Raw genomic sequence first — 17963 nt, 5'->3', positions numbered from 1 at the left:
CCTGTTGTCATCCCGTAGTGGTCCCGTTCCGAGGCGGTTCGCGGGTGACGGCGACGCCTAAACTCGCCGCCGTGTGTGCGTACGTACTGGTCGCCGAGGATGACCCCAAGCAGGCCGAGTTGCTCCGGCGCTACCTGGAGCACGAGGGCCACGCGGTGGTGGTCGCCGCGGACGGTCGCGCCGCGCTCGAACAGGCCCGCACCAACCCGCCCGACCTGCTCGTGCTCGACGTGATGATGCCGCGGGTGGACGGGCTCGACGTGTGCCGGATCCTGCGCCGCGACTCCGACCTGCCGATCCTCATGCTGACCGCGCGCAGCACCGAGGACGACCTGCTGCTCGGTCTCGATCTCGGTGCCGACGACTACCTGACCAAGCCGTACAGCCCGCGCGAACTCGCCGCCCGCATCCGCACCCTGCTGCGGCGCACGCGTCCCGCCTCCAAGCCGGCCGACCCGGTGCTGCGGCTGGGCAATCTGCACGTCGATCCCGTACGGCATGAGGTCCGCGCCGACGGCACCCCGGTGACCTGCACCCCGGGCGAGTTCCAGCTGCTGCTCACCATGGCCACCGAGCCCGGCCGGGTGTTCACCCGTGAACAGCTGCTCCGGCACCTGCACGGCTTCGACTCGTTCGTCACCGCGCGCACGGTCGACGTGCACGTCATGAATCTGCGCCGCAAGATCGAAAAAGATCCGTCCCGGCCCGTACGGCTCCTGACCGTCTACGGCGTCGGCTACAAGCTCGCCGATGCGTAGCTCCCGCGGCAGCCTCCTGCTACGCCTGCTCGCCCTGTCGGCCGTCGTGTCGCTGCTCTCCGTGGCGGCCACGGCTTGGCTCGCCGTGCGCACCACGACCCGCGCCATCCAGCAGGAACAGGTGCAGGCGCTCAGCGACGACGCCCGGATCTACGACGCGCTGGTCGGATACGCCGCCACCCACCCCGACTGGTCCGGTGCCGGCCCGCTGGTCGACCGGCTCGCCGCGAGCACCGGTCACCGCGTGGCCCTCACCACCCGCGCCCGGACGCCCCTGGCCGACTCCGGCGACGGCGCGTTGCCCGCGCGCGTGTCGGCCACGGTCGACCCGCTCGGCGTCGACACCACCCTGCTGCCCGGCGTCCGCGACGACCGGATCGACGCCCGCGCCGTCGGCCCGTTCCGCCTCACCCCGGCCGAGAGCGCCAACCTGCGTGTGGTCGCCACCCGGGTCGCCGGCTGCCTACGCGCACCCCCGGCCGGCCCGGCCCAGTCGGGCGACGTCTCGGTGTTCCGCAACGCCGTGGTCGTCACCGGTCCGAGCGGCCGTTCCCACATCGAGACCCCTGGCAGTGACCTCTCCACCGACCTGGCCTGCGCCGGGCCCCGGGCCACCCTGGCCGAGCCGACCGCCACCGAGCAGCAGGCCCTGCGCCGCCTCGGCACGCTCGTCGACGCCTGCGTGAAGCGTCAGCGCCTCCCGGCCGTCCGGGTCGGCTTGGACAGCACCTGGACCTGGGCCGACCAGGACGCGGCCCGGGCCGGGGAGAGCCGGGCCGGTGCGGTCGCCGACTGCCTGGCCGGCGCGCGGCGCGAACAGCTCACCGGCTACGTCGCACCCGCCGCCCTGCTCTTCGTGACCACCCCCGGAACGACCGGGCCGCCCGGGTTCGACCTGTCAGCGCGCAACCGGTGGCGGGTCATCGGGGTCGCCGCCGTCGTGCTGCTGGTCGCCGTGGGCGTGACGGCCGTGGTCGGCGTACGGATGGTGCGGCCGTTGCGGGCCCTCACCGCGGCGGCCGGCCGGATGCGCGACGGGGACGACGGCACCCGGGTGGCGGTCACCGGCCGTGACGAGATCGCCCGGCTCGGCACCGCCTTCAACGCGATGGCCGAACGCCGCCACGAGGTCGAACAGCTGCGGCGGGCCATGGTCGGTGACGTCGCCCACGAGATGCGCAGCCCCGTGACCAACATCCGGGGCTGGCTGGAGGCGGCCGACGAGGGCGTGGTGCCGCTCGACCGGGAACTGACGGCCTCGCTGCTCGAAGAAGCCCGGCTGCTCCAGCACGTCATCGACGACCTGCAGGACCTGGCCGCGGCCGACGCCGGGGAGTTGCGCCTGCACCCGGTCCCTTTCCCGGCCGACGAACTGCTGCGCGCGACCGCGGACGCTTTCACGGAGACCGCCGACCGCGCGGGTGTTTCGCTGGTCGTCGACGCGGTGCCGACCTTCTGGACGGCCGACCCGATCCGCCTGCGCCAGGCCGTGGGCAACCTGGTCGCCAACGCCATTCGGCACACGCCTTCCGGGGGCCGGGTCACGCTCTCCTCCCGTACGGGAAACGGGTCGTTGATCCTCCAGGTCGCGGACACGGGCGAGGGCATTCCCGCCGAGCAGCTGCCCTTGGTCTTCGAGCGTTTCTGGCGGGCCGACGCCTCACGCAACCGCCGAACCGGAGGCAGCGGCCTGGGCTTGTCGATAGTCCGCAAACTGGCCGAGGCCCACGGCGGCACCGTCTCCGTGACCAGCGCTCCCGGCCACGGCGCAACCTTTACGGTGAGGGTGCCAGCGAGATCGTAGGCAGACTGCGTTGGAGCTCCTTCCGGACGAGCGCAGCCTCCTTGTCCGGCACCGCGCCGTCCATGACCAGTTGCTCGAGCCGCGCGAGCCTGTACTCCGGGCTCCACTGATCGGAGCCGAGCAGGTCGTCCAGAAGTTCTCGGCGCAGCACGCGGGCATACTCCGGATCAAGCTGGGGTTGCTGCCGGTGCAACCGGCTGAGCTTGGCGAGCGGCGTCTCGGCCGGCCTCACCTCGGGCTCGGCGGGCTGGACCACTGCGGGTGGCGCGACGGTCGCCATCTCGGTTCCGATGTTGATCGCCGCACCCCAGCCGACGGTCGTCGCCACGCTGGTGAGCGCCACGATCGACGCCGGGGCGTTTCCCACCGCGAGGCCGCCGGCCGTTGCCACGTGCAACAGCGCGGCCCGGGCGATGTCGAGTGCGGTCCGCTTCTCCTCGACCGGAATCACCGTATTCGCGTCGTCGCGGGAACTCGCCAGGCGACGGAGACGTTCGCGCAGGTGCTGCAGCGCAACCCTGGTGGCCGAGACGACGTCGGTCGCCGTGATCTTGGCGTCTTCCGGGAGGTCGTCGATCGCCTGCCGCGCCAGCTCGATCACGGCGGCGTGTGAAGGCGGGCGGACATGACCCACTCTGATCATGACGTCGGCCAAGGCATCCGCCACGACGTCCTTGGCATGGGCCCGCTCCGTGACGTTCATGACCGGCAGGGCGTTGAAGCGATGCCAGAGCTGGTGCTGCCCGACCAGTGAGTCCAGGGCGCGCAGGGTCCGGGCCCGGGCGATCTCCAGCGATGTGAGTTCGAGGGCGCCCTCGCCACGGACCTCCAGAGCGGCGTTGATCAGCTTCAGCGCCGCCTCGGCGTCGGCCAGGACCCGCTGCTCCTCGGCGGTGAGTTGCTCAGCCATTCCCCGAGGAGACACCCCGCCTGAACTGGGCATCCAGCAGGAATCCGTCGTTGCGGATTTCCGACGCGAGCCTGGCGATGTTCCGCGGGTCACTGACGGAATTTCGGTGCTGGTGACCTGGTTGAGACGGTCGGATCTCCTAGGAGGACAACATGAAGAACGGAATCCACCCCGACTACCACTCCGTCGTCTACCGCGACCGCAACGCGGACTACGCGTTTCTCACCCGCTCGACCGAGCGCAGCGAGAAGACGATCGAGTGGACGGACGGAAAGACGTACCCGGTGATCGACGTGCAGATCTCGGCCGCGAGTCACCCCTTCTGGACCGGCCGCACGCGGGTTCTCGACACCGCCGGCCGCATCGAGAAGTTCCGCGCGAAGTACGCCAAGTTCGCCAAGTAATGCAGTGAGCGCCCGGCCCCCACTCAGGGGTGCCGGGCGTTTTCGTCGACCACTCCGCGAATGGTTGCGGTCACCTCGTCGACGGCCCTGGTGAAAGGCGCCGTGCCGTCGGTTGCCAGCCATTTCGCGTACGCATTTTCGAACGTCACCAGCGCGATCTGAGCGAGCAGCCGGGCCCGTACGGGATCCGTTCCGCCCTCTAGCAACACCTCTTCGACGGCCGCCGTGACGGCGGCCATTTTTGTGCGCTCCCGCTCCTGCAGTTCGGCACTGCCGTCGATGATCGCTCGGCGTTCCCCGGGACGGTCGAGCAGCTCGACCAGCTGCCCACCGACCTCGGCGACGGCGGCCAGCACATCACCGCCGGCCCGCCGCACCGCCTCGGCCATGGCCGCCGGCAGCCTTTCCGAACCCGCGAAAAGCACCTCACGCTTGTCGGGGAAATAGCGGAAGAACGAGCGCCGTGTCAGCCCGGCCCGCTCGGCGATCTGCGTGACGGTCACCGCGTCATAGCCGTGCTCCCGGAACAGTTCGAGCGCGGCCTGCCGCAGCCTCTCCTCGGCCCCCGGATCCCATCTCGCCATGAGACGACTCTAACAAGTGATGTCTCAGGGTGTCATCGCATGCTAGCTTCAGTGATGACACTGTGAGTCATCACGTCGTTCTGGAGCGAGACATGGGGATCTGGATACTCGGCGCCTCCGGGCGCATCGGCAGCGCTGTAGCTGCGGGGCTGGCCTCACGCGGCATCGAGCCGGTTCTGGTGGGCCGCAACCCCGACAAGCTGCCCGCCGGTTCGGTGATCGCCGCCGGGGCGGATCAGATCGCAGCCGAGATCACGCGGCGTCGCCCCACGGTGGTGGTCAACACGATCGGTGACTACGCGGCGAGCGCGCTGACCATCGCCCGGGCCGGTCTGCCCGCCGGCACCCACTATGTCGACGTCGCGAACGATCTGGTCGCGCTGCCCCGCATGCTCGGCGCGCATGACGAGGCGGCCGCTGCGGGCAGCACGTTCGTGACGGGGGCGGGTTTCGGTGTCCTGGCGACCGAGGCCGTCGTCGCCCAGCTGTGCGAGGGGCGTCCCGCTCCTTCCCGCGTACGGGTCGACGCCCTGGCCTCGGTGGCGACGGCGGGCGGCGTGATGGGGGAGGGCTACGCGGCCACGATCCTCGACGTGCTGACCACGGGCGGCCGCCGCATCGAGAACGGTCGGCTGGTGCCCTCCCGCCTCGGTGCCGGCGTCCAGACGCTCACGCCGCCCGACGGCACCACGGTCAGTTCGGCCGAGGTCCCGTCCGGTGAGCTGTTCGCCGCCCGCGCCGCCTCGAACGCGCCCTTCGTCACTGTGACCTCCGCCCTGGCTCCCACCGCCCCGCTGGCCCGGGCGGCTCTGCCCGCCCTCTCGCGGCTGCTCTCCCTCGCGCCGATGCGCCGCTTCGCCGTGTCCCGGCTCGCCGGCCTGTCGGTCAAGCCGGCCCCGCGCCCCCGTCCGCACTCTTGGGGCCACGCGGTCGTCGAGTGGCCCGACGGCGCCCGCCGCGAGGGCTGGCTGCGCGCCGGCGACGGCATGGACTACACCGCCGCCGTCCTCACCGAGGCCGCCGTCCGCCTCTCCCGCGGCGAGGCCAAGCCCGGCGCCTACACCCCGGCCGCCGCCCTGGGCGCCGACCTGGCCGAAGCCGCCGGCGGCGAGTTCCTGCTCGACCGCTGACGGTGGCGACCATTGACGGTGGCGACCATTGGCGGTGGCGACCATTGGCGGTGGCGACCATTGGCGGTGGCGACCACTGGCGGTGGCGACCATTGACGACGGCGAGCGCTGAGAGCGGCGACGGCTGAAAAGCGACTGCTGAAAGCAACCGCCGGCGAGCGTCAGGCGACCGTGCGACGCAGTCGGTTCGACGTGATGCCGTCGGTGGCGCCGAGCCCGTCCCACGGCGTCACCTCTTCGACGAACTCGAACCCGCGCGCCCGATAGAACGGTTCGCCCTTCGGGTTGCCGCGATAGACCGACACCCACTGCTCGCGGGCGCCGCGCCCCACCTGCTGGCCGGTCACGAAGTCGAGCAGCCGGCTGCCGAGGCCGCGCGCCTGCACGTCGGGCCGCACGTACAGGACGAACAGCTCGCCGACCCCGTCACCGATGAGCCCGCCGCCGGCCGCGCCCAGCACCTGCCCGTCGCCGACCGCGACCGCGTACCCGAGCCAGCCGTCCGACGACCCGGCGCCGACCTCGCCGGCGATGCGCGACGGCGTGTAGTAGGTCGCGATCGCCTCCTCGATCGTCGCCGCCGGCAACAGCTCGGCATACGTGTCGCGCCACCCGGCCGCGCACACCTCGGCGATCTGCCCGGCCTCGTCCGGGCGCGCCAGACGGACCTCGGTCACGGCAGGATCGCGTCGACGTAGCCGCCGTCGACGCGGACGGCGCCGCCCGTGGTGGCCGAGGCCAGCGGCGACGACAGGTAGACGACCATGTTGGCGATCTCCTCCGGTTCGATCAGGCGCTGCAGCAGCGACTGCGGCCGGTGGAGGCGCATGAACTCGCGCTGCGCCTCGTCCCAGGGCAGCTGCTTGTCCACGAGCGAGTAGACGAAGTCTTCGACGCCGCCGGTGTGGGTCGGGCCGGCGATGACGCTGTTGACGGTCACGCCCGAGCCGGCCGCCTCCTTGGCGAAGCCGCGCGCCACCCCGAGCAGCGCGGTCTTCGACACCCCGTAGTGGATCATCTCGGCCGGGATCACGACCGCCGAGTCGCTGGCGATGTAGAGGACACGGCCCCATCCTCGCGAGCGCATGCCGGGCAGAAGCGCGCGAGTCAGCCGTACGGCGGAAAGGACGTTGACCTCGAAGTAACGCCGCCAGTCGTCGTCGGTGATCTCCAGGGCCGGCTGCGCGCCGAAGATGCCGAGGTTGTTGACGAGGATGTCCACGTCGCCGAGGGCCGAGAGAGCGGCCGCCGCGCCTTCCTCGGTGGTCACGTCGGCCGGCGCCGGCACGAAGTCTCCGTCGCCCAGCTCGGCGATCGCGCGATCGACCGACTCAGGAGAGCGGCCGTTCACTCCCACCCGGGCGCCGGCCGAGGCCAGCCCGGCCGCGATGGCCTGTCCGATGCCCTGGGTGGATCCGGTGACCAGGGCCGTCTTTCCGCGTAGATCAAGGCGCATGGGGACAATTCTGCCTGCGACCGGGCTCATGGCGTCACCCCGACCCAGTTGTGTACGTTCGTACGCAACTGAAGAGGGAGCTCATGGACCGCACCACCGCACGCCGTCGTCTCGCGCTGTTCGCGCTGTTCTTCCTGCCCGGCATCGGCATCTCGTCGTGGGTGACCCGGACGCCCGACATCCGTGACCTGCTTGGCGCGTCGACCGCCGAGATGGGGCTGGTCCTGTTCGGGCTGTCGGCCGGCTCGATGCTCGGCATCCTGAGTTCCGGCCGGTTCGTGACCCGCTTCGGCACGCGGCCGGTCGTCACCGTCGGCATCCTCACCACCGTGGCCAGCATCCCGGTCATCGGCCTGGGCGCCGGAGTGTCGCAGAGCTGGCTCGTCGCGGCCGGGCTGTTCCTGTTCGGCCTGGGCATGGGCGGCGGCGAGGTCGCGATGAACATCGAGGGCGCCGACGTCGAGCGCATCCTCGGGCGGGCGATCCTGCCCACCATGCACGGCTTCTTCAGCCTGGGCACGGTCGTCGGCGCGGCGGTCGGCATGGGTCTGACCGCGGCCGAGTTCCCGGTGCCGTGGCACCTGGTCGCGATCGGCGTGATCAGCGTGCCGGTGGCGGTCACGGCCATCCGGAACATCCCGTCCGGGGTCGGGCGGGCCACGCTCACTGCCGCGGAATCGAACAAATCGCCAGTCTGGCGCGACAAGCGGCTCTGGCTCATCGGTGTCGTCGTGCTGGCCATGGCGCTGGCCGAGGGCGCGGCCAACGACTGGCTGCCGCTCATCATGGTCGACGGCCACGGTCTCGACGCCGCCCTGGGGTCGGCCGTCTACACCGCGTTCGCCGCCGCCATGACGATCGGCCGCTTCGGTGGTGGCTGGTTCCTCACCCGGTTCGGCCGCGCGACCGTGCTCGGCGCGAGCGCGGTCATCGGCGGCATCGGCCTGCTGCTGGTCGTCTTTGTCGACAACCAGTTCGTGGCCGGCGCGGCCGTGCTGCTCTGGGGCGTCGGCGCCGCCCTTGGCTTCCCGGTCGCGTTGTCGGTCGCCGCCGACTCGGGCGAGAACCCGACCGCCCGGGTGTCGCTGGTGGCGACCGCGGGCTATGTCGCGTTCCTGGTCGGCCCGCCCGCCCTGGGTTTCCTGGGCGAGCACTACGGCCTGCGCAACGCCATGATCGTCGTGCTGGCCCTGCTCGCCCTGGCCGCCGCGGTCGCCCCCGCGCTCAACAAAGCCCCGGAGCAACCCAAGGTGCTCAGTCCACGGTGAGGACGACCTTGCCCTGCACGTGACCCTTCTCGACCAGGCGGTGCGCCTCGGCCGCCTGCTCGAGCGGGAACTCCTTGGCCACCTGCACCCGCATGCGGCCCCCGGCGGCCAGGGAGCCCAGCGTCTCGAGCTCGACACCGTCGGGGCGCACGAACACGTAGCGGCCGCCCCGGTCCTTGACCTCGGGGTCGACCACCGAGGCGTGCCGGATCGGGTGCCGGACCAGCTTCGGGGTGATCTTCAGGTCGTCGCCGCCGTGGTAGTCGACCGCCACGTCCACCCGGCCGTCGCCACCGACCAGGTCGGCCAGCTGCTTGGGCAGCTCGTCGCCGTATTCGACGGCCTCGGCGCCCAGCGAGCGCAGGAAGTCGTGGTTGGCGTGCGAGGCGGTGCCGATGACCCGGGTGACGCCCAGCGCCCGGGCGATCTGCACGGCGATGTGGCCGACACCGCCGGCCGCGGCGTGCACCAGCAGCACGTCGCCGGGGCCGACGCTGGCTGCGGTGAGTGACTGCAGGGCGGTCAGACCGGCCAGGGGCAGGCCGCCCGCCTCGGCGAACGACATGGCGGCGGGCTTGTGGGCACACGCACGTTCCGTGACCGACACCAGTTCCGCGTACGTGCCGTGCTGGATCGTGTCCTTGCGGGCGTACGCCATGACCTCTTCGCCGACCCGGAAACGCGTGACCGCGGGCCCGATCGCGTCGACCACGCCCGCCACGTCCCAGCCCGGGATCAGCGGCAGGTGGTGCGGGTAGGCGCCCTGGAGATGCCCGGCCCGGATCAGGCCGTCGACCGGATTGACCCCGGCGGCGCGCACCCGGATCCGCACCGTGTCCGGTCCGACCGGCGGGTCGGGAAGCTCCCGCAGCTTCATGACGTCCGGGTCCCCGTACTCATCCAGCGCAATTGCCCTCATGAAACGCATTTTCCCCCATCCCGCGCTTTCATTCGGCGCTTGCGCGGAAATGGACCTTGCCCCCTGGTTCGACAGACCTGTAAATTCCGCTGGCCGTCCGGCGGTGGGCGGCGACTCGGGGGAGGAAAACCGCTCATGAACGCTGCCTTGCGGGCCGCGGTGTCGGTGGCGATGCTCATCGGCTTCTACGTTCTCGGCGTGCTGCAGCTGGCCGTCGCCGGCTTCCTGCTGTACGAGATCTGGACGCACCTGTCCGGCACGGGCGCGGCCAAGCTCAGCTGGCTCGTGATCGCCGGTTTCGGTGCGGTCGCGGTCGGCCTGTGGCGGGCCCTGCGCCACAAGCCCGAAGAGCCCGAAGGACTGCTCCTCACCCCGCAGCAGGCCCCCGACCTGTGGCGGCTGGTCGGCGACATGGCGGTCGCGGCCGGCACCCGCGCCCCCGACGAGATCCGGTTGGTGCCCGAGGTCAACGCGGCCGTCTCCGAAGACACGAAGATGCTAGGCCTGGTCGCCGGCACCCGCCGCCTCTATCTGGGCGTGCCGCTGCTGCAGACGTTCACGATCGACCAGATGCGCTCGGTGATCGGCCACGAGCTGGGCCACTACTCGGGGTCGCACACGCGGCTGGCCGCCATCACCTACCGGGGCCGGCTGGCGCTGCGCGAGACGCTGAACAACGTCGGCAAGTGGAACATCGCGGGCTGGGTCTTCAAGGCGTACGGCTGGCTGTTCCTGATGGTCAGCAACGCGGTGACCCGGCGGCAGGAGCTCGAGGCCGACGAGGTCTCGGTGCGGGTGGCCGGGGTCGAGGCCGCCACGTCCGCGATGCGGGAGATCCCGGTGGTCGCGGCCGCGTGGAACTTCTACTTCGGGCGTTACATCTCGTACGGCTGGGAGCAGGGTTTCGCCCCCGACGACGTGTTCGGCGGGTTCCGGCACCTCTACTACGCCCGCGCCGCCGAACTGGCCGGCCTGCGGGAGGAGGAGCCGGACAACGAGACCTCGCGCTGGGACACGCACCCGTCGACCGGCGAGCGGATCGCCGCCATGCGGGCGCTCCCGGCCATGCACCACCCCGCCGACACCCGCTCGGCCACGATCCTCTTCCCGCACCTGCACGAGGCCGGCCTGGCCCTGCAGCGTGAGGTGGTCGACTTCGGCGACCGGCAGGTGCTGCCCTGGGCGCAGTTCACCGCGGCCGCGATGGGCAAGTCGCTGCAGACCGGCGCCGACCGGGTGTTCCGCTCGGCGGCCCGGGTCGCCGGGGTGCCCGAGGCCGGTCTGGCCGAGGTGTTCGGGCTGGTCGCGTCGAGGCGCCTGGGCGAGCTGGCGGTCGAGTTCTTCCCGCAGAGCTCCAAGGCCGAGGCCGCGGCCCGGTTCGCCGACATCATGGAGGACCTGATCGCGCTGGCCGCCCTGCACAGCGGCGTGGTCGCCTACCAGCACTCGTGGAGCGAGCCGGCCCGCCTGGTCGACCGCTGGAACCAGCCGGTCGACCTCACCGAGGTCGCCAAGCTGGCGGTGGCGCCCGAGACGCTCGACCTCGCGGTGGCCCGGATCCAGCAGGCCGGTGTACGCATCGAGGCCGCCCGCGTGGTCGAGGCCCGGGCCACCGCGTCCGGCGCCGACGTGATCGGCCTGATGGCGAACGTGAAGGTCGACGGTCAGGAGACCGACCTGATCCTGCTCAACCGGGGCTTCCTGTTCGTGCCCGCGCCCAAGAACAAGGACGAGGGCGAGGAACGGATCGGTCGCATGATCGCCAACAACGACGTGGCCGAGCTGGCCCGGACCTACCGGTTCGTGCCGTTCGAGGAGGTCACGAGCGCGCAGGTGCACAAGGCGGTGCCGATCAACGCCGAGCTGCGCCTGCACAACGGGTCGACCGTGACGCTGAAGGAGAGCTACACCGGCGCCACCGTCGGTGACAGCCGCGACACCCTGGAAGCGGTGCTGGGCCGGATCAACGAGCGCAACGAGCGCCGATAGAGGCTAGCGCCGGGGGCCGTGGATCTCGCGGTGCAGGCGTTCCATGCGGCGGTCGAGGCGGGCGGCGTCCTCGGCCGCCGCGGCCAGCTCTTCGCGCAGGGCGCCCGGCACCGCGGGGTCGTACTTGTAGTGGATCTTGTGTTCGAGGCTGGCCCAGAAGTCCATGGCCGCCGTACGCAGCTGCACCTCGACCGGCACGTGCACGACCCGCTCGGAGAGGAACACCGGGATCTCGACGATCAGGTGCAGGCTGCGGTAGCCGTTCGGTTTGGGCTTGGCGATGTAGTCCTTGGTCTGCAGCAGCGTGACGTCGGGCTGGCGGGTCAGCATGTCGGCGACCGTGTAGACGTCGGAGACGAAGCTGCACACGATCCGGATGCCGGCGATGTCACGGATGCGGGAGCGCATGTCGTCCAGGGTCAGCGGGCAGCCGATCCGGCGGGCCTTGCTGGTGATGCTCGTTGTGGTCTTCAGGCGCGGGCTGATGTGCTCGATCGGATTGTGCCGGCCGCGGTGGGTCAGCTCCTCGGCCAGGATGTTGATCTTGGTGCCGATCTCGGCCAGCCCGAACTTGTAGACCAGCAGAAAATGGGACAGTTCCTCGCTGATGTCGCGAAACGGCTCGGGGAGGGGATGTCCGCTCGCCCAACGCGTGATCTCGCGATCGGCGTCCTCGGTCGTCACTGTTCCCGTCTCCTGAGCGCGGCATCCGCACCTAACCGTAGGCGCAGCTCGCCACCATCATCCCGGAGACGGCGGAACTGGACGGACCTGGGGCCCGCCCACTTCCGTCAGACCCTATTTCCCGTACGCCTGGAACTCCGCGACACGCACATTGAGCGCCTGCGGGCTGCCCGTCGCGCAGTCCGAGACCGCGCGCGGGTCGGCGTCCTGCTCACCGAGGAAGTCCGGACCGCCCGTGCACTGGTTGGTCACGACTTCGAGCCGCAGGTGCGTGGCCGTCGTCGGCCTGATGTCGAACGACTTCACCACCAGGTCCTTCACGCGGGGCCGCGGGGCGACCGACGGGAAGGCGTCCGCCTTGCTGGTGTAGACGGTCTTGAACTGCGCAGCGTCGGCGCACGTCACCGTGGCCGTCGCGGTGCAGGCGAGCACCTTGAACTGCCGCAGCGCCGTGTACCGGTTCTGCGTCAGCGGGTCGGGGTCGCCGGTGACCGGGGGCCGCAGCTGGGCGCTGACCTGCACCCGCCGTACGGTCTGGGCCCCGCCCGCCAGGTCGACCGTGACCTGCTTGCCGGCCACCGCGCTGCCCAGCGACGCCCAGTTCGTGGCCTCGTCGTCGTCGGTGATCCGGGCCAGGTTGATGCCGTCGCCGGTGGCCACGGCACCGGCCGCACCCGAGGCGAGGTTGCGCGGCATCCTGACCGTCAGCGTCTTGTTCTGGCCGGCTTTGAGCGACGTCTCGCCGACCCGGGCGTGACCGTAGCCGGCCGCCTGGGTGATGAACCCGTACGAGCCCGCCACCAGCTTGACCTCGTCCGGCAGGGCCGTGGCGGGGTCGGTGTCGGCCACCGCGACCGCGCGGGCCTGGTAGTCACCGACGTACAGCTTGGCGTTGGGCACCGCGGCGCCGTTCTCGTCGACCGGCTTGAACTTCACCGTGGCCTCGGTGGCGTGCGCTGACGAGAAGCTGGGCGTCGGGTTGGCGTCGCCGGCGCCGACGCTGATCGCGCCCTCACCCAGGCCCCGCTTGGCGAACGCGTTCCAGATGATGTCCTGGTTCTTGCCGCCGAAGCGGACCAGGTCGGCCCCGAGCAGCGCGTCCCGGGCGTCCACCTGGCTGTTCGCGCTGTTGGCCAGCAGCAGGAAGGAGTCGAACACGAGCTGCACCCAGCGCCGGTTGCCCGGGCACTCGGTGACCGCGCGCTTGCCGTTCGCGCACGCCTTGTTCAGGGCGGCCGAACCCGCGCCGTACCGCTTGATGAACGCCTCGCGCACGTCGAAGTTGGTGGCGCTCCAGAGCTCACCCGACGCGTGCACCTGCAGGCCCACGAAGTCGTAGTCGACGCTGGAGTAGTTGAGCGGGCTGTCGGTCATGTTGTAGTTGCGGATGCCCGCGACCGGGTCGGTCGTCACGTACTGACCGATCGTGTAGCCCTTCTGGCCCTTGGGCGCGTAGCCGTACTCCTGCAGGTACTCCATGGCCAGCAGGTCGGACCAGCTCTCGCTCATGCCCTGGGGCGAGCTCAGGCCCGCGTCCGGACCGGCGATCATGCGGTTGGTGATGGCGTGGGTGTACTCGTGCCCGATCACCGACATGTCGTAGTCACCGTCGACGCAGGCGCCGTAGAACGCGGCTGCGACCGGCTGCCACAGGTACATGTTGGTGATCGGCGCCTGACCGTCGGGCGGGGTGATCTGGTTGGCGTTGTTGCGCGCCTCGAAGTTCGGCGGGCCGCCGCTGATGCCACCGGCCTGCGCGTTGCCCTGCTCGTGGTCGTTGCCGAGACCGCCCGCGGTGCCGTTGTCGTCCTGCATGTTCCAGGTCGCCTCGGTGAAGCCCAGGTTGTACGACCAGTCGTGCATGCGGTTGTGCATGCCGAACAGGTTGGCCCGGGCGGCGTCGATGTCGTTGCGCTGCGGCGTGGTGAACACGTCGGGCGAGCACCGCTCCCGGTACCACTGGTTCGTCCACTTGTAGTCGTACGCGCGGTCCGGCTTCGGCGTCGCGAACTCCGTGCCCACGCTGAACGCGTCGTTGGAGTTCCAGTTCTCGACGGCGATCGTGTTGTTGCCGCGGGTGGTGAAGGTCGGCTCGCCGGTGGCCGGGTCGACGTCCCAGGGCAGTTTCGACGCGTTGGTCGCCACGACCTCGTCGCAGCCGCGCAGCGGACCCCAGCACCAGGTGCGGCGGTCGTCCGAGGACGAGTAGTTGAGCGGCGGCGAGTGCGGGAAGACGTCCCACGACGGGTCGTCCTCGCTGTGGTCGACGATGCTCTCGCGCACCAACACGCTGCCGTCGCGGGCGTCGACGTAGGTCGTGAACGCCTCGGGGTCGGTGCCCTGCAGGTCGGCGCCGAAGGTGACCTGGTAGGCCGCGCGGGCGCCCTCGGTCGCGGTCGGCACGGCGACCAGCTTGTTCGCGATCACGGTGGGGGAGGCGATGCCGGCCTCACGCGCGGCCAGCGTCACGGCCTGGTCGGCGCTCAGCGTGGCCGGCTCGGGCGCGACCGCGTCCCGCGACAGCGACGAGCTGACGAACCACACCTTGCCGTCGCGCACGCCCACGCTCAGCAGGCCGTCACGCCCGGCGACCAGGTCACCGAACTTCTGCCGGAACACCACCGCCGCGCCTTCGCCCAGCTTCGCGGTGGTCAGCACCTCGAGGGCGTCCGCGCCCCGGGCGGTGAGCCCGAGAACATCCAAATTCTTTCCCACGTACGCCTTGGCGGCCGCGACCGGGTCGGCGGAGAGCCCGGCCTCCAGGGGTTCGCCCGTCGCGGTCAGCGTGGCCGGTGTGCCCAGCGCGTTCCAGCGGGCCTCCGCACCCGCCGCGGCCGCACGCTGGCCGCTGGTCGGGGCGAGCCGCCCCTTCCGGTTGTCGATCACGTGGTCCTGATGGTTGTCTCCCTGGACCTTCACCTTGCCGGCGGTCTGATCCGCCGGGGCTTGCGCCGGGGCCGCGTTGCCACCGGATGAGGCGGTCAACACGATCGCGGCTGCCAGGAACCCGGCTGCGGTTCCCGCCAACGCACGGGGTGGGGTGCGCACGGTACCTCCTTTGTGGAACGGCTGTTACCAGGAACATCCGATCGCACCCGGGACCTGCGCGACATAGTACAAACATCTAAATACATCTATAAGTATGTGATGCTGTTTTACTTCTCCCATGGAGACGCGTTTCGCCCGGGCCGCGGACGGCGTGACGATCGGCTACCAGGTCCTCGGCCGTGGCCCGGTGCTCGTCTGGATGCCGTCGCTGAGCAACATCGAGGCCCAGTGGCGCATCCCTGCCCTGCGCGCGGCCTACCTCGGCCTGGCCCGGTCGTGCACGCTCGTCCTCTACGACGGCCGCGGCACCGGGACCTCGTCCCGCGACATCGACCTGACCGACCTGGGCGTCGAGGCCCACCTGCGTGACCTCACCGCCGTGCTCGACGACGCCGGGATCCGCCGCGCCTCGCTGCTCGGCTACTACCACGCGGTCGCGACGGCGCTGGAGTTCGCGGCGCGCGAGCCGGCCCGGGTCGAGCGCCTGGTCTTGTTCGGCGGCGCCCCGCGGATGAGCGAGGCCATGCTGCCCGCCCAGACCCGGGCCCTGCTGTCGCTGGTCGACCAGGACTGGTCCCTGTTCGCCGACGCGGCCGCCACGGCCTGGCTGGGCTGGGACGGCGCCGAGTCGGGCCGCTGGACGGCCGAGGCCTTCCGCACGGCCACCACCCCCGCGATCGCCAAAGCCTGGTTCGCGGCCGCCCGCGACATCGACGTGACCGCCCGGCTGCCCGAGGTCAAGGCGCCCGCCCTGGTCCTGCACCGCCAGAGCGACCAGCAGATCCCGGTCGAGGTGTTCCGCCGCCTGGCCGCCGACCTGCCCGACGCCCGCCTGGTCGAGCTGCCCGGTTCGACGCCGACCCTGTTCGTCGAGGACCCGGCGGCCGACCTCTCGCTGGTGACCGGCTTTGTCGCCGAGGGCCGGGTGAGCCGGACCTCAGCCCTGGGTGCGCTCACCCGCCGCGAGCAGGACGTGCTGAGGCGCCTGGCCGCGGGCGACTCCAACCTCGAGATCGGCGACCATCTGGGCATCGCCGTCCACACGGTCGAGCGTCACCTGGCGAACATCTATCGCAAGCTTGGCGTACGGGGTCGCACGGCCGCCGTGGCGTACGCGCTGAGGGGTTCGATCTAACGGATTTCCGGGAAGCGGACAGCTGGTCGCGGGGCCGACACTGCTGTCATGACTGCCGACACCTCGTGGCGTTTCGCCCGTGCCACCACGCCTTTCGTCCGCTCCCTGGCCGGTCGCCGCTTCTCCCCGTGGGCGGTCGTCCGCCACCGGGGCCGCAAGTCGGGCCGGGCCTTGGCCGTGCCGGTCGTGGTGATCGCCACCCCCGACCGCTTCGTCATCAACCTGCCGTGGGGTGCCCGCACCAACTGGGTCCGCAACGTCCAGGCCGCCGGCGGTTGCACGATCCGCCTGCACGGCGCCGAGTTGCGCGCCGACCGCCCGCAGATCCTCGACGAGGCCACCGCCCGCCCGTACTACTCCAGGACCACGTGGTGGATAGCCCGCCACCTGTTCCCGGCCGACGCCTGGCTCCTGCTGCACCGCACTGGGACCGAAGCCGGTCAGGGGATGTAGTCCTCCAGGCGGGCCGGGGTGAGCCCGGCCTTGTGAATGGCGTTGAGCACGGCCAGGAAGTCGTCGACGAAGCGCGGCCGGAAGTGCATCAGGATGATGTCGCCGGGCTTGACGATTTTTTCCTCCTGATAGAAGACCTTGCCCTTGTTGGTGGCCTCCTTCCAGAAGAACGCGGCCTTCATCCCGCAGTCGTGCGCGGCCCGCAGCGTGGTGGCGTCGTGGGCGCCGCCGGGCGGGCGGAACAGGGTCGGGCGCTGTCCGAACAGCTCGCCCAGCTTGTCGGCGCCGCCGCAGATCTCGTGCTTCTGGAACGCGTACGAGCGGCCCTTGAGCACGGGGTGGCTGATCGTGTGGTTCTGGATCGTCGCGCCCGTGGACTGCAGCTTCTTGAAGTAGCCGGGGTTGTCGCTGATCGCGTTCACCTCGAGGAACAGGGCGATCGGCACGTCGGCGGCCTGGAACAGCTGCATGGCCAGGGGGTTTTTCTCCCAGCCGTCGTCGATCGTGATGAAGGCGACCTTCTGGTCGGTCGGGATGCGGCTGAACCATCCGGCGGTGCCGTTGGCCGGCAGCGTCACCTTGGTGGCGGGCGGGGGCGGCGCGAAGCGGGGGACGCGGGAGCGCAGGTTCACCGGCAGGGCCAGCCGGGGGTCGGCGGCGCTTTCCAGCGTGGGCGCGGCCGGGGCCGAGACCGAGGGGGACGGCGCCGGGGACGAGGTCACGGGGTGCGGTGAGGTCTGACCGCCGCACGCGGCCGTCACCGACAGCAACGCCCCGATCGTCAACCAGCGATATGCCCTGCTCAGTCCCATGCGCCCACCTTTGCTGTCCGTGCACATCCCTACCAGGGACGCGCAAGCCGGACAGTTAGGTGGCAGTTATCGACGGACTGTGGTGCCGGTCACGCCTCAAGGGCCTCGGTGACGATCGCGCAGGCTTCCGCCGTGTGCATCGGGCCGACGCCGGCCGCCTTGTCCAGAAGCCGGCGGAACAGCGCGCGCTCGCGGTCGTCGAGCGAGCCGAGCGTGGCTTCCTCGGCCTCGGCGACCTGACCGCACAGCGCGGCGACCGCCTCCCGGCCCCGGTCGGTGGCCACGATGCGCCGCTGCCGCCGGTCGCCGGGGTTAGGCTGACGCTCGACCAGCCCGGCCTCGACCAGGTCGTCGATCAGGTAGGTCATCATCGTGCGGTCGATGCCCAGCTTGGCCGCGAGGGCCGCCTGGCTGGGCGGCGCACCCTGCACGACCTCGCACAGGGTCTGATAGCCGCGCTCGCCCTGCGGGAAGTCCTTCAGCTTGGGGCCGACGACCTCCGCGTACGACCGCAGCAGGAGGCCGAGGGAAGCTCCGAAGTCCGCTGTCGTGTGACTCACGACCTCATCCTATCTTTTGGCAATACCGTCGTCTGGCAATACTATCTAG

Annotated in this window: 17 protein-coding genes; 8 read left to right on the top strand and 9 right to left on the bottom strand. The window is 70.9% G+C overall.

Annotated elements, in window-relative coordinates:
* Nucleotides 1-71 precede the first annotated feature (71 nt).
* Complete coding sequence (locus tag JIG36_RS02525; protein ID WP_203374327.1) at nt 72-758, top strand: response regulator transcription factor; 687 nt, start codon at nt 72-74, stop codon at nt 756-758.
* On the top strand, nt 751-2562 hold the full coding sequence (locus tag JIG36_RS02520; RefSeq protein WP_203374326.1) for a sensor histidine kinase: 1812 nt from the start codon (nt 751-753) through the stop codon (nt 2560-2562). Before JIG36_RS02525 ends, JIG36_RS02520 begins: the two co-directional genes overlap by 8 nt.
* Here JIG36_RS02520 and JIG36_RS02515 read toward each other — a convergent pair.
* Nucleotides 2534-3472: a hypothetical protein gene (locus JIG36_RS02515; RefSeq protein ID WP_203374325.1), complete on the bottom strand. Its 939-nt coding sequence runs from the start codon at nt 3470-3472 to the stop codon at nt 2534-2536. The two genes, JIG36_RS02520 and JIG36_RS02515, sit on opposite strands and share 29 nt — an antisense overlap.
* 152 nt (nt 3473-3624) lie before the next feature.
* On the opposite strand from JIG36_RS02515, the gene JIG36_RS02510 reads away from it, so the two are divergent.
* Nucleotides 3625-3876, top strand: a complete 252-nt coding sequence (locus JIG36_RS02510) for a type B 50S ribosomal protein L31 (RefSeq protein WP_203374324.1) — start codon at nt 3625-3627, stop codon at nt 3874-3876.
* A 23-nt stretch (nt 3877-3899) separates the two neighbouring features.
* Here JIG36_RS02510 and JIG36_RS02505 read toward each other — a convergent pair whose 3' ends face one another.
* Entirely contained in the window at nt 3900-4460 is a 561-nt protein-coding gene (locus JIG36_RS02505; protein ID WP_203374323.1) for a TetR/AcrR family transcriptional regulator, read from the bottom strand.
* Between the two features lie 92 nt (nt 4461-4552).
* Here JIG36_RS02505 and JIG36_RS02500 point away from each other — a divergent pair, with 92 nt between their 5' ends.
* Nucleotides 4553-5590 carry a saccharopine dehydrogenase NADP-binding domain-containing protein gene (locus JIG36_RS02500; protein ID WP_203374322.1) on the top strand — a complete coding sequence of 346 codons (1038 nt, stop codon included), beginning with the start codon at nt 4553-4555 and terminating at the stop codon, nt 5588-5590.
* Nucleotides 5591-5751: 161 nt separating this feature from the next.
* Here JIG36_RS02500 and JIG36_RS02495 read toward each other — a convergent pair whose 3' ends face one another.
* Both JIG36_RS02495 and JIG36_RS02490 read right to left on the bottom strand, forming a co-directional pair.
* Nucleotides 5752-6267: a GNAT family N-acetyltransferase gene (locus JIG36_RS02495; protein WP_203374321.1), complete on the bottom strand. Its 516-nt coding sequence runs from the start codon at nt 6265-6267 to the stop codon at nt 5752-5754.
* The gene (locus JIG36_RS02490; RefSeq protein ID WP_203374320.1) at nt 6264-7046 is read right to left on the bottom strand and encodes an SDR family NAD(P)-dependent oxidoreductase; all 783 of its coding nucleotides are present in this window, start codon (nt 7044-7046) and stop codon (nt 6264-6266) included. The genes JIG36_RS02495 and JIG36_RS02490 overlap by 4 nt, the downstream gene beginning before the upstream one ends.
* 83 nt (nt 7047-7129) lie before the next feature.
* Between JIG36_RS02490 and JIG36_RS02485 the strand changes: the two genes are divergently transcribed.
* Nucleotides 7130-8314 carry an MFS transporter gene (locus tag JIG36_RS02485; RefSeq protein ID WP_203374319.1) on the top strand — a complete coding sequence of 395 codons (1185 nt, stop codon included), beginning with the start codon at nt 7130-7132 and terminating at the stop codon, nt 8312-8314.
* Here the strand turns inward: JIG36_RS02485 and JIG36_RS02480 are convergent.
* Nucleotides 8301-9233, bottom strand: a complete 933-nt coding sequence (locus JIG36_RS02480) for an NADP-dependent oxidoreductase (RefSeq protein ID WP_203374318.1) — start codon at nt 9231-9233, stop codon at nt 8301-8303. The genes JIG36_RS02485 and JIG36_RS02480 overlap by 14 nt on opposite strands.
* A gap of 135 nt (nt 9234-9368) precedes the next feature.
* Here JIG36_RS02480 and JIG36_RS02475 point away from each other — a divergent pair, with 135 nt between their 5' ends.
* The gene (locus JIG36_RS02475) at nt 9369-11222 is read left to right on the top strand and encodes a M48 family metallopeptidase (RefSeq protein WP_203374317.1); all 1854 of its coding nucleotides are present in this window, start codon (nt 9369-9371) and stop codon (nt 11220-11222) included.
* Between the two features lie 3 nt (nt 11223-11225).
* On the opposite strand, the gene JIG36_RS02470 is transcribed toward JIG36_RS02475, so the two are convergent.
* Nucleotides 11226-11906: a GTP pyrophosphokinase gene (locus JIG36_RS02470; RefSeq protein WP_203374316.1), complete on the bottom strand. Its 681-nt coding sequence runs from the start codon at nt 11904-11906 to the stop codon at nt 11226-11228.
* 114 nt (nt 11907-12020) lie between these two features.
* On the bottom strand, nt 12021-14954 hold the full coding sequence (locus JIG36_RS02465) for a M36 family metallopeptidase (protein WP_203374315.1): 2934 nt from the start codon (nt 14952-14954) through the stop codon (nt 12021-12023).
* A gap of 118 nt (nt 14955-15072) precedes the next feature.
* On the opposite strand from JIG36_RS02465, the gene JIG36_RS02460 reads away from it, so the two are divergent.
* Together JIG36_RS02460 and JIG36_RS02455 are read left to right on the top strand one after the other, a co-directional pair.
* Nucleotides 15073-16089: an alpha/beta fold hydrolase gene (locus JIG36_RS02460; protein ID WP_203374314.1), complete on the top strand. Its 1017-nt coding sequence runs from the start codon at nt 15073-15075 to the stop codon at nt 16087-16089.
* A gap of 48 nt (nt 16090-16137) precedes the next feature.
* Nucleotides 16138-16542 carry a PNPOx family protein gene (locus JIG36_RS02455; protein WP_203374313.1) on the top strand — a complete coding sequence of 135 codons (405 nt, stop codon included), beginning with the start codon at nt 16138-16140 and terminating at the stop codon, nt 16540-16542.
* On the opposite strand, the gene JIG36_RS02450 is transcribed toward JIG36_RS02455, so the two are convergent.
* Together JIG36_RS02450 and JIG36_RS51505 are read right to left on the bottom strand one after the other, a co-directional pair.
* Nucleotides 16530-17354, bottom strand: coding sequence for a polysaccharide deacetylase family protein (locus JIG36_RS02450; RefSeq protein WP_203374312.1), 825 nt, complete (start codon nt 17352-17354; stop codon nt 16530-16532). The genes JIG36_RS02455 and JIG36_RS02450 overlap by 13 nt on opposite strands.
* An 89-nt stretch (nt 17355-17443) precedes the next feature.
* A complete protein-coding gene (locus tag JIG36_RS51505) occupies nt 17444-17914 on the bottom strand; it encodes a MarR family winged helix-turn-helix transcriptional regulator (RefSeq protein WP_203374311.1) in 471 nt (156 codons plus the stop codon).
* Nucleotides 17915-17963 lie beyond the last annotated feature (49 nt).

Source organism: Paractinoplanes ovalisporus, from assembly GCF_016834655.1.
GTDB lineage: Bacteria > Actinomycetota > Actinomycetes > Mycobacteriales > Micromonosporaceae > Actinoplanes > Actinoplanes ovalisporus.
The sequence above is the reverse complement of the archived record's forward strand: the minus strand, read 5'-3'. Positions and strand labels throughout refer to the sequence as shown.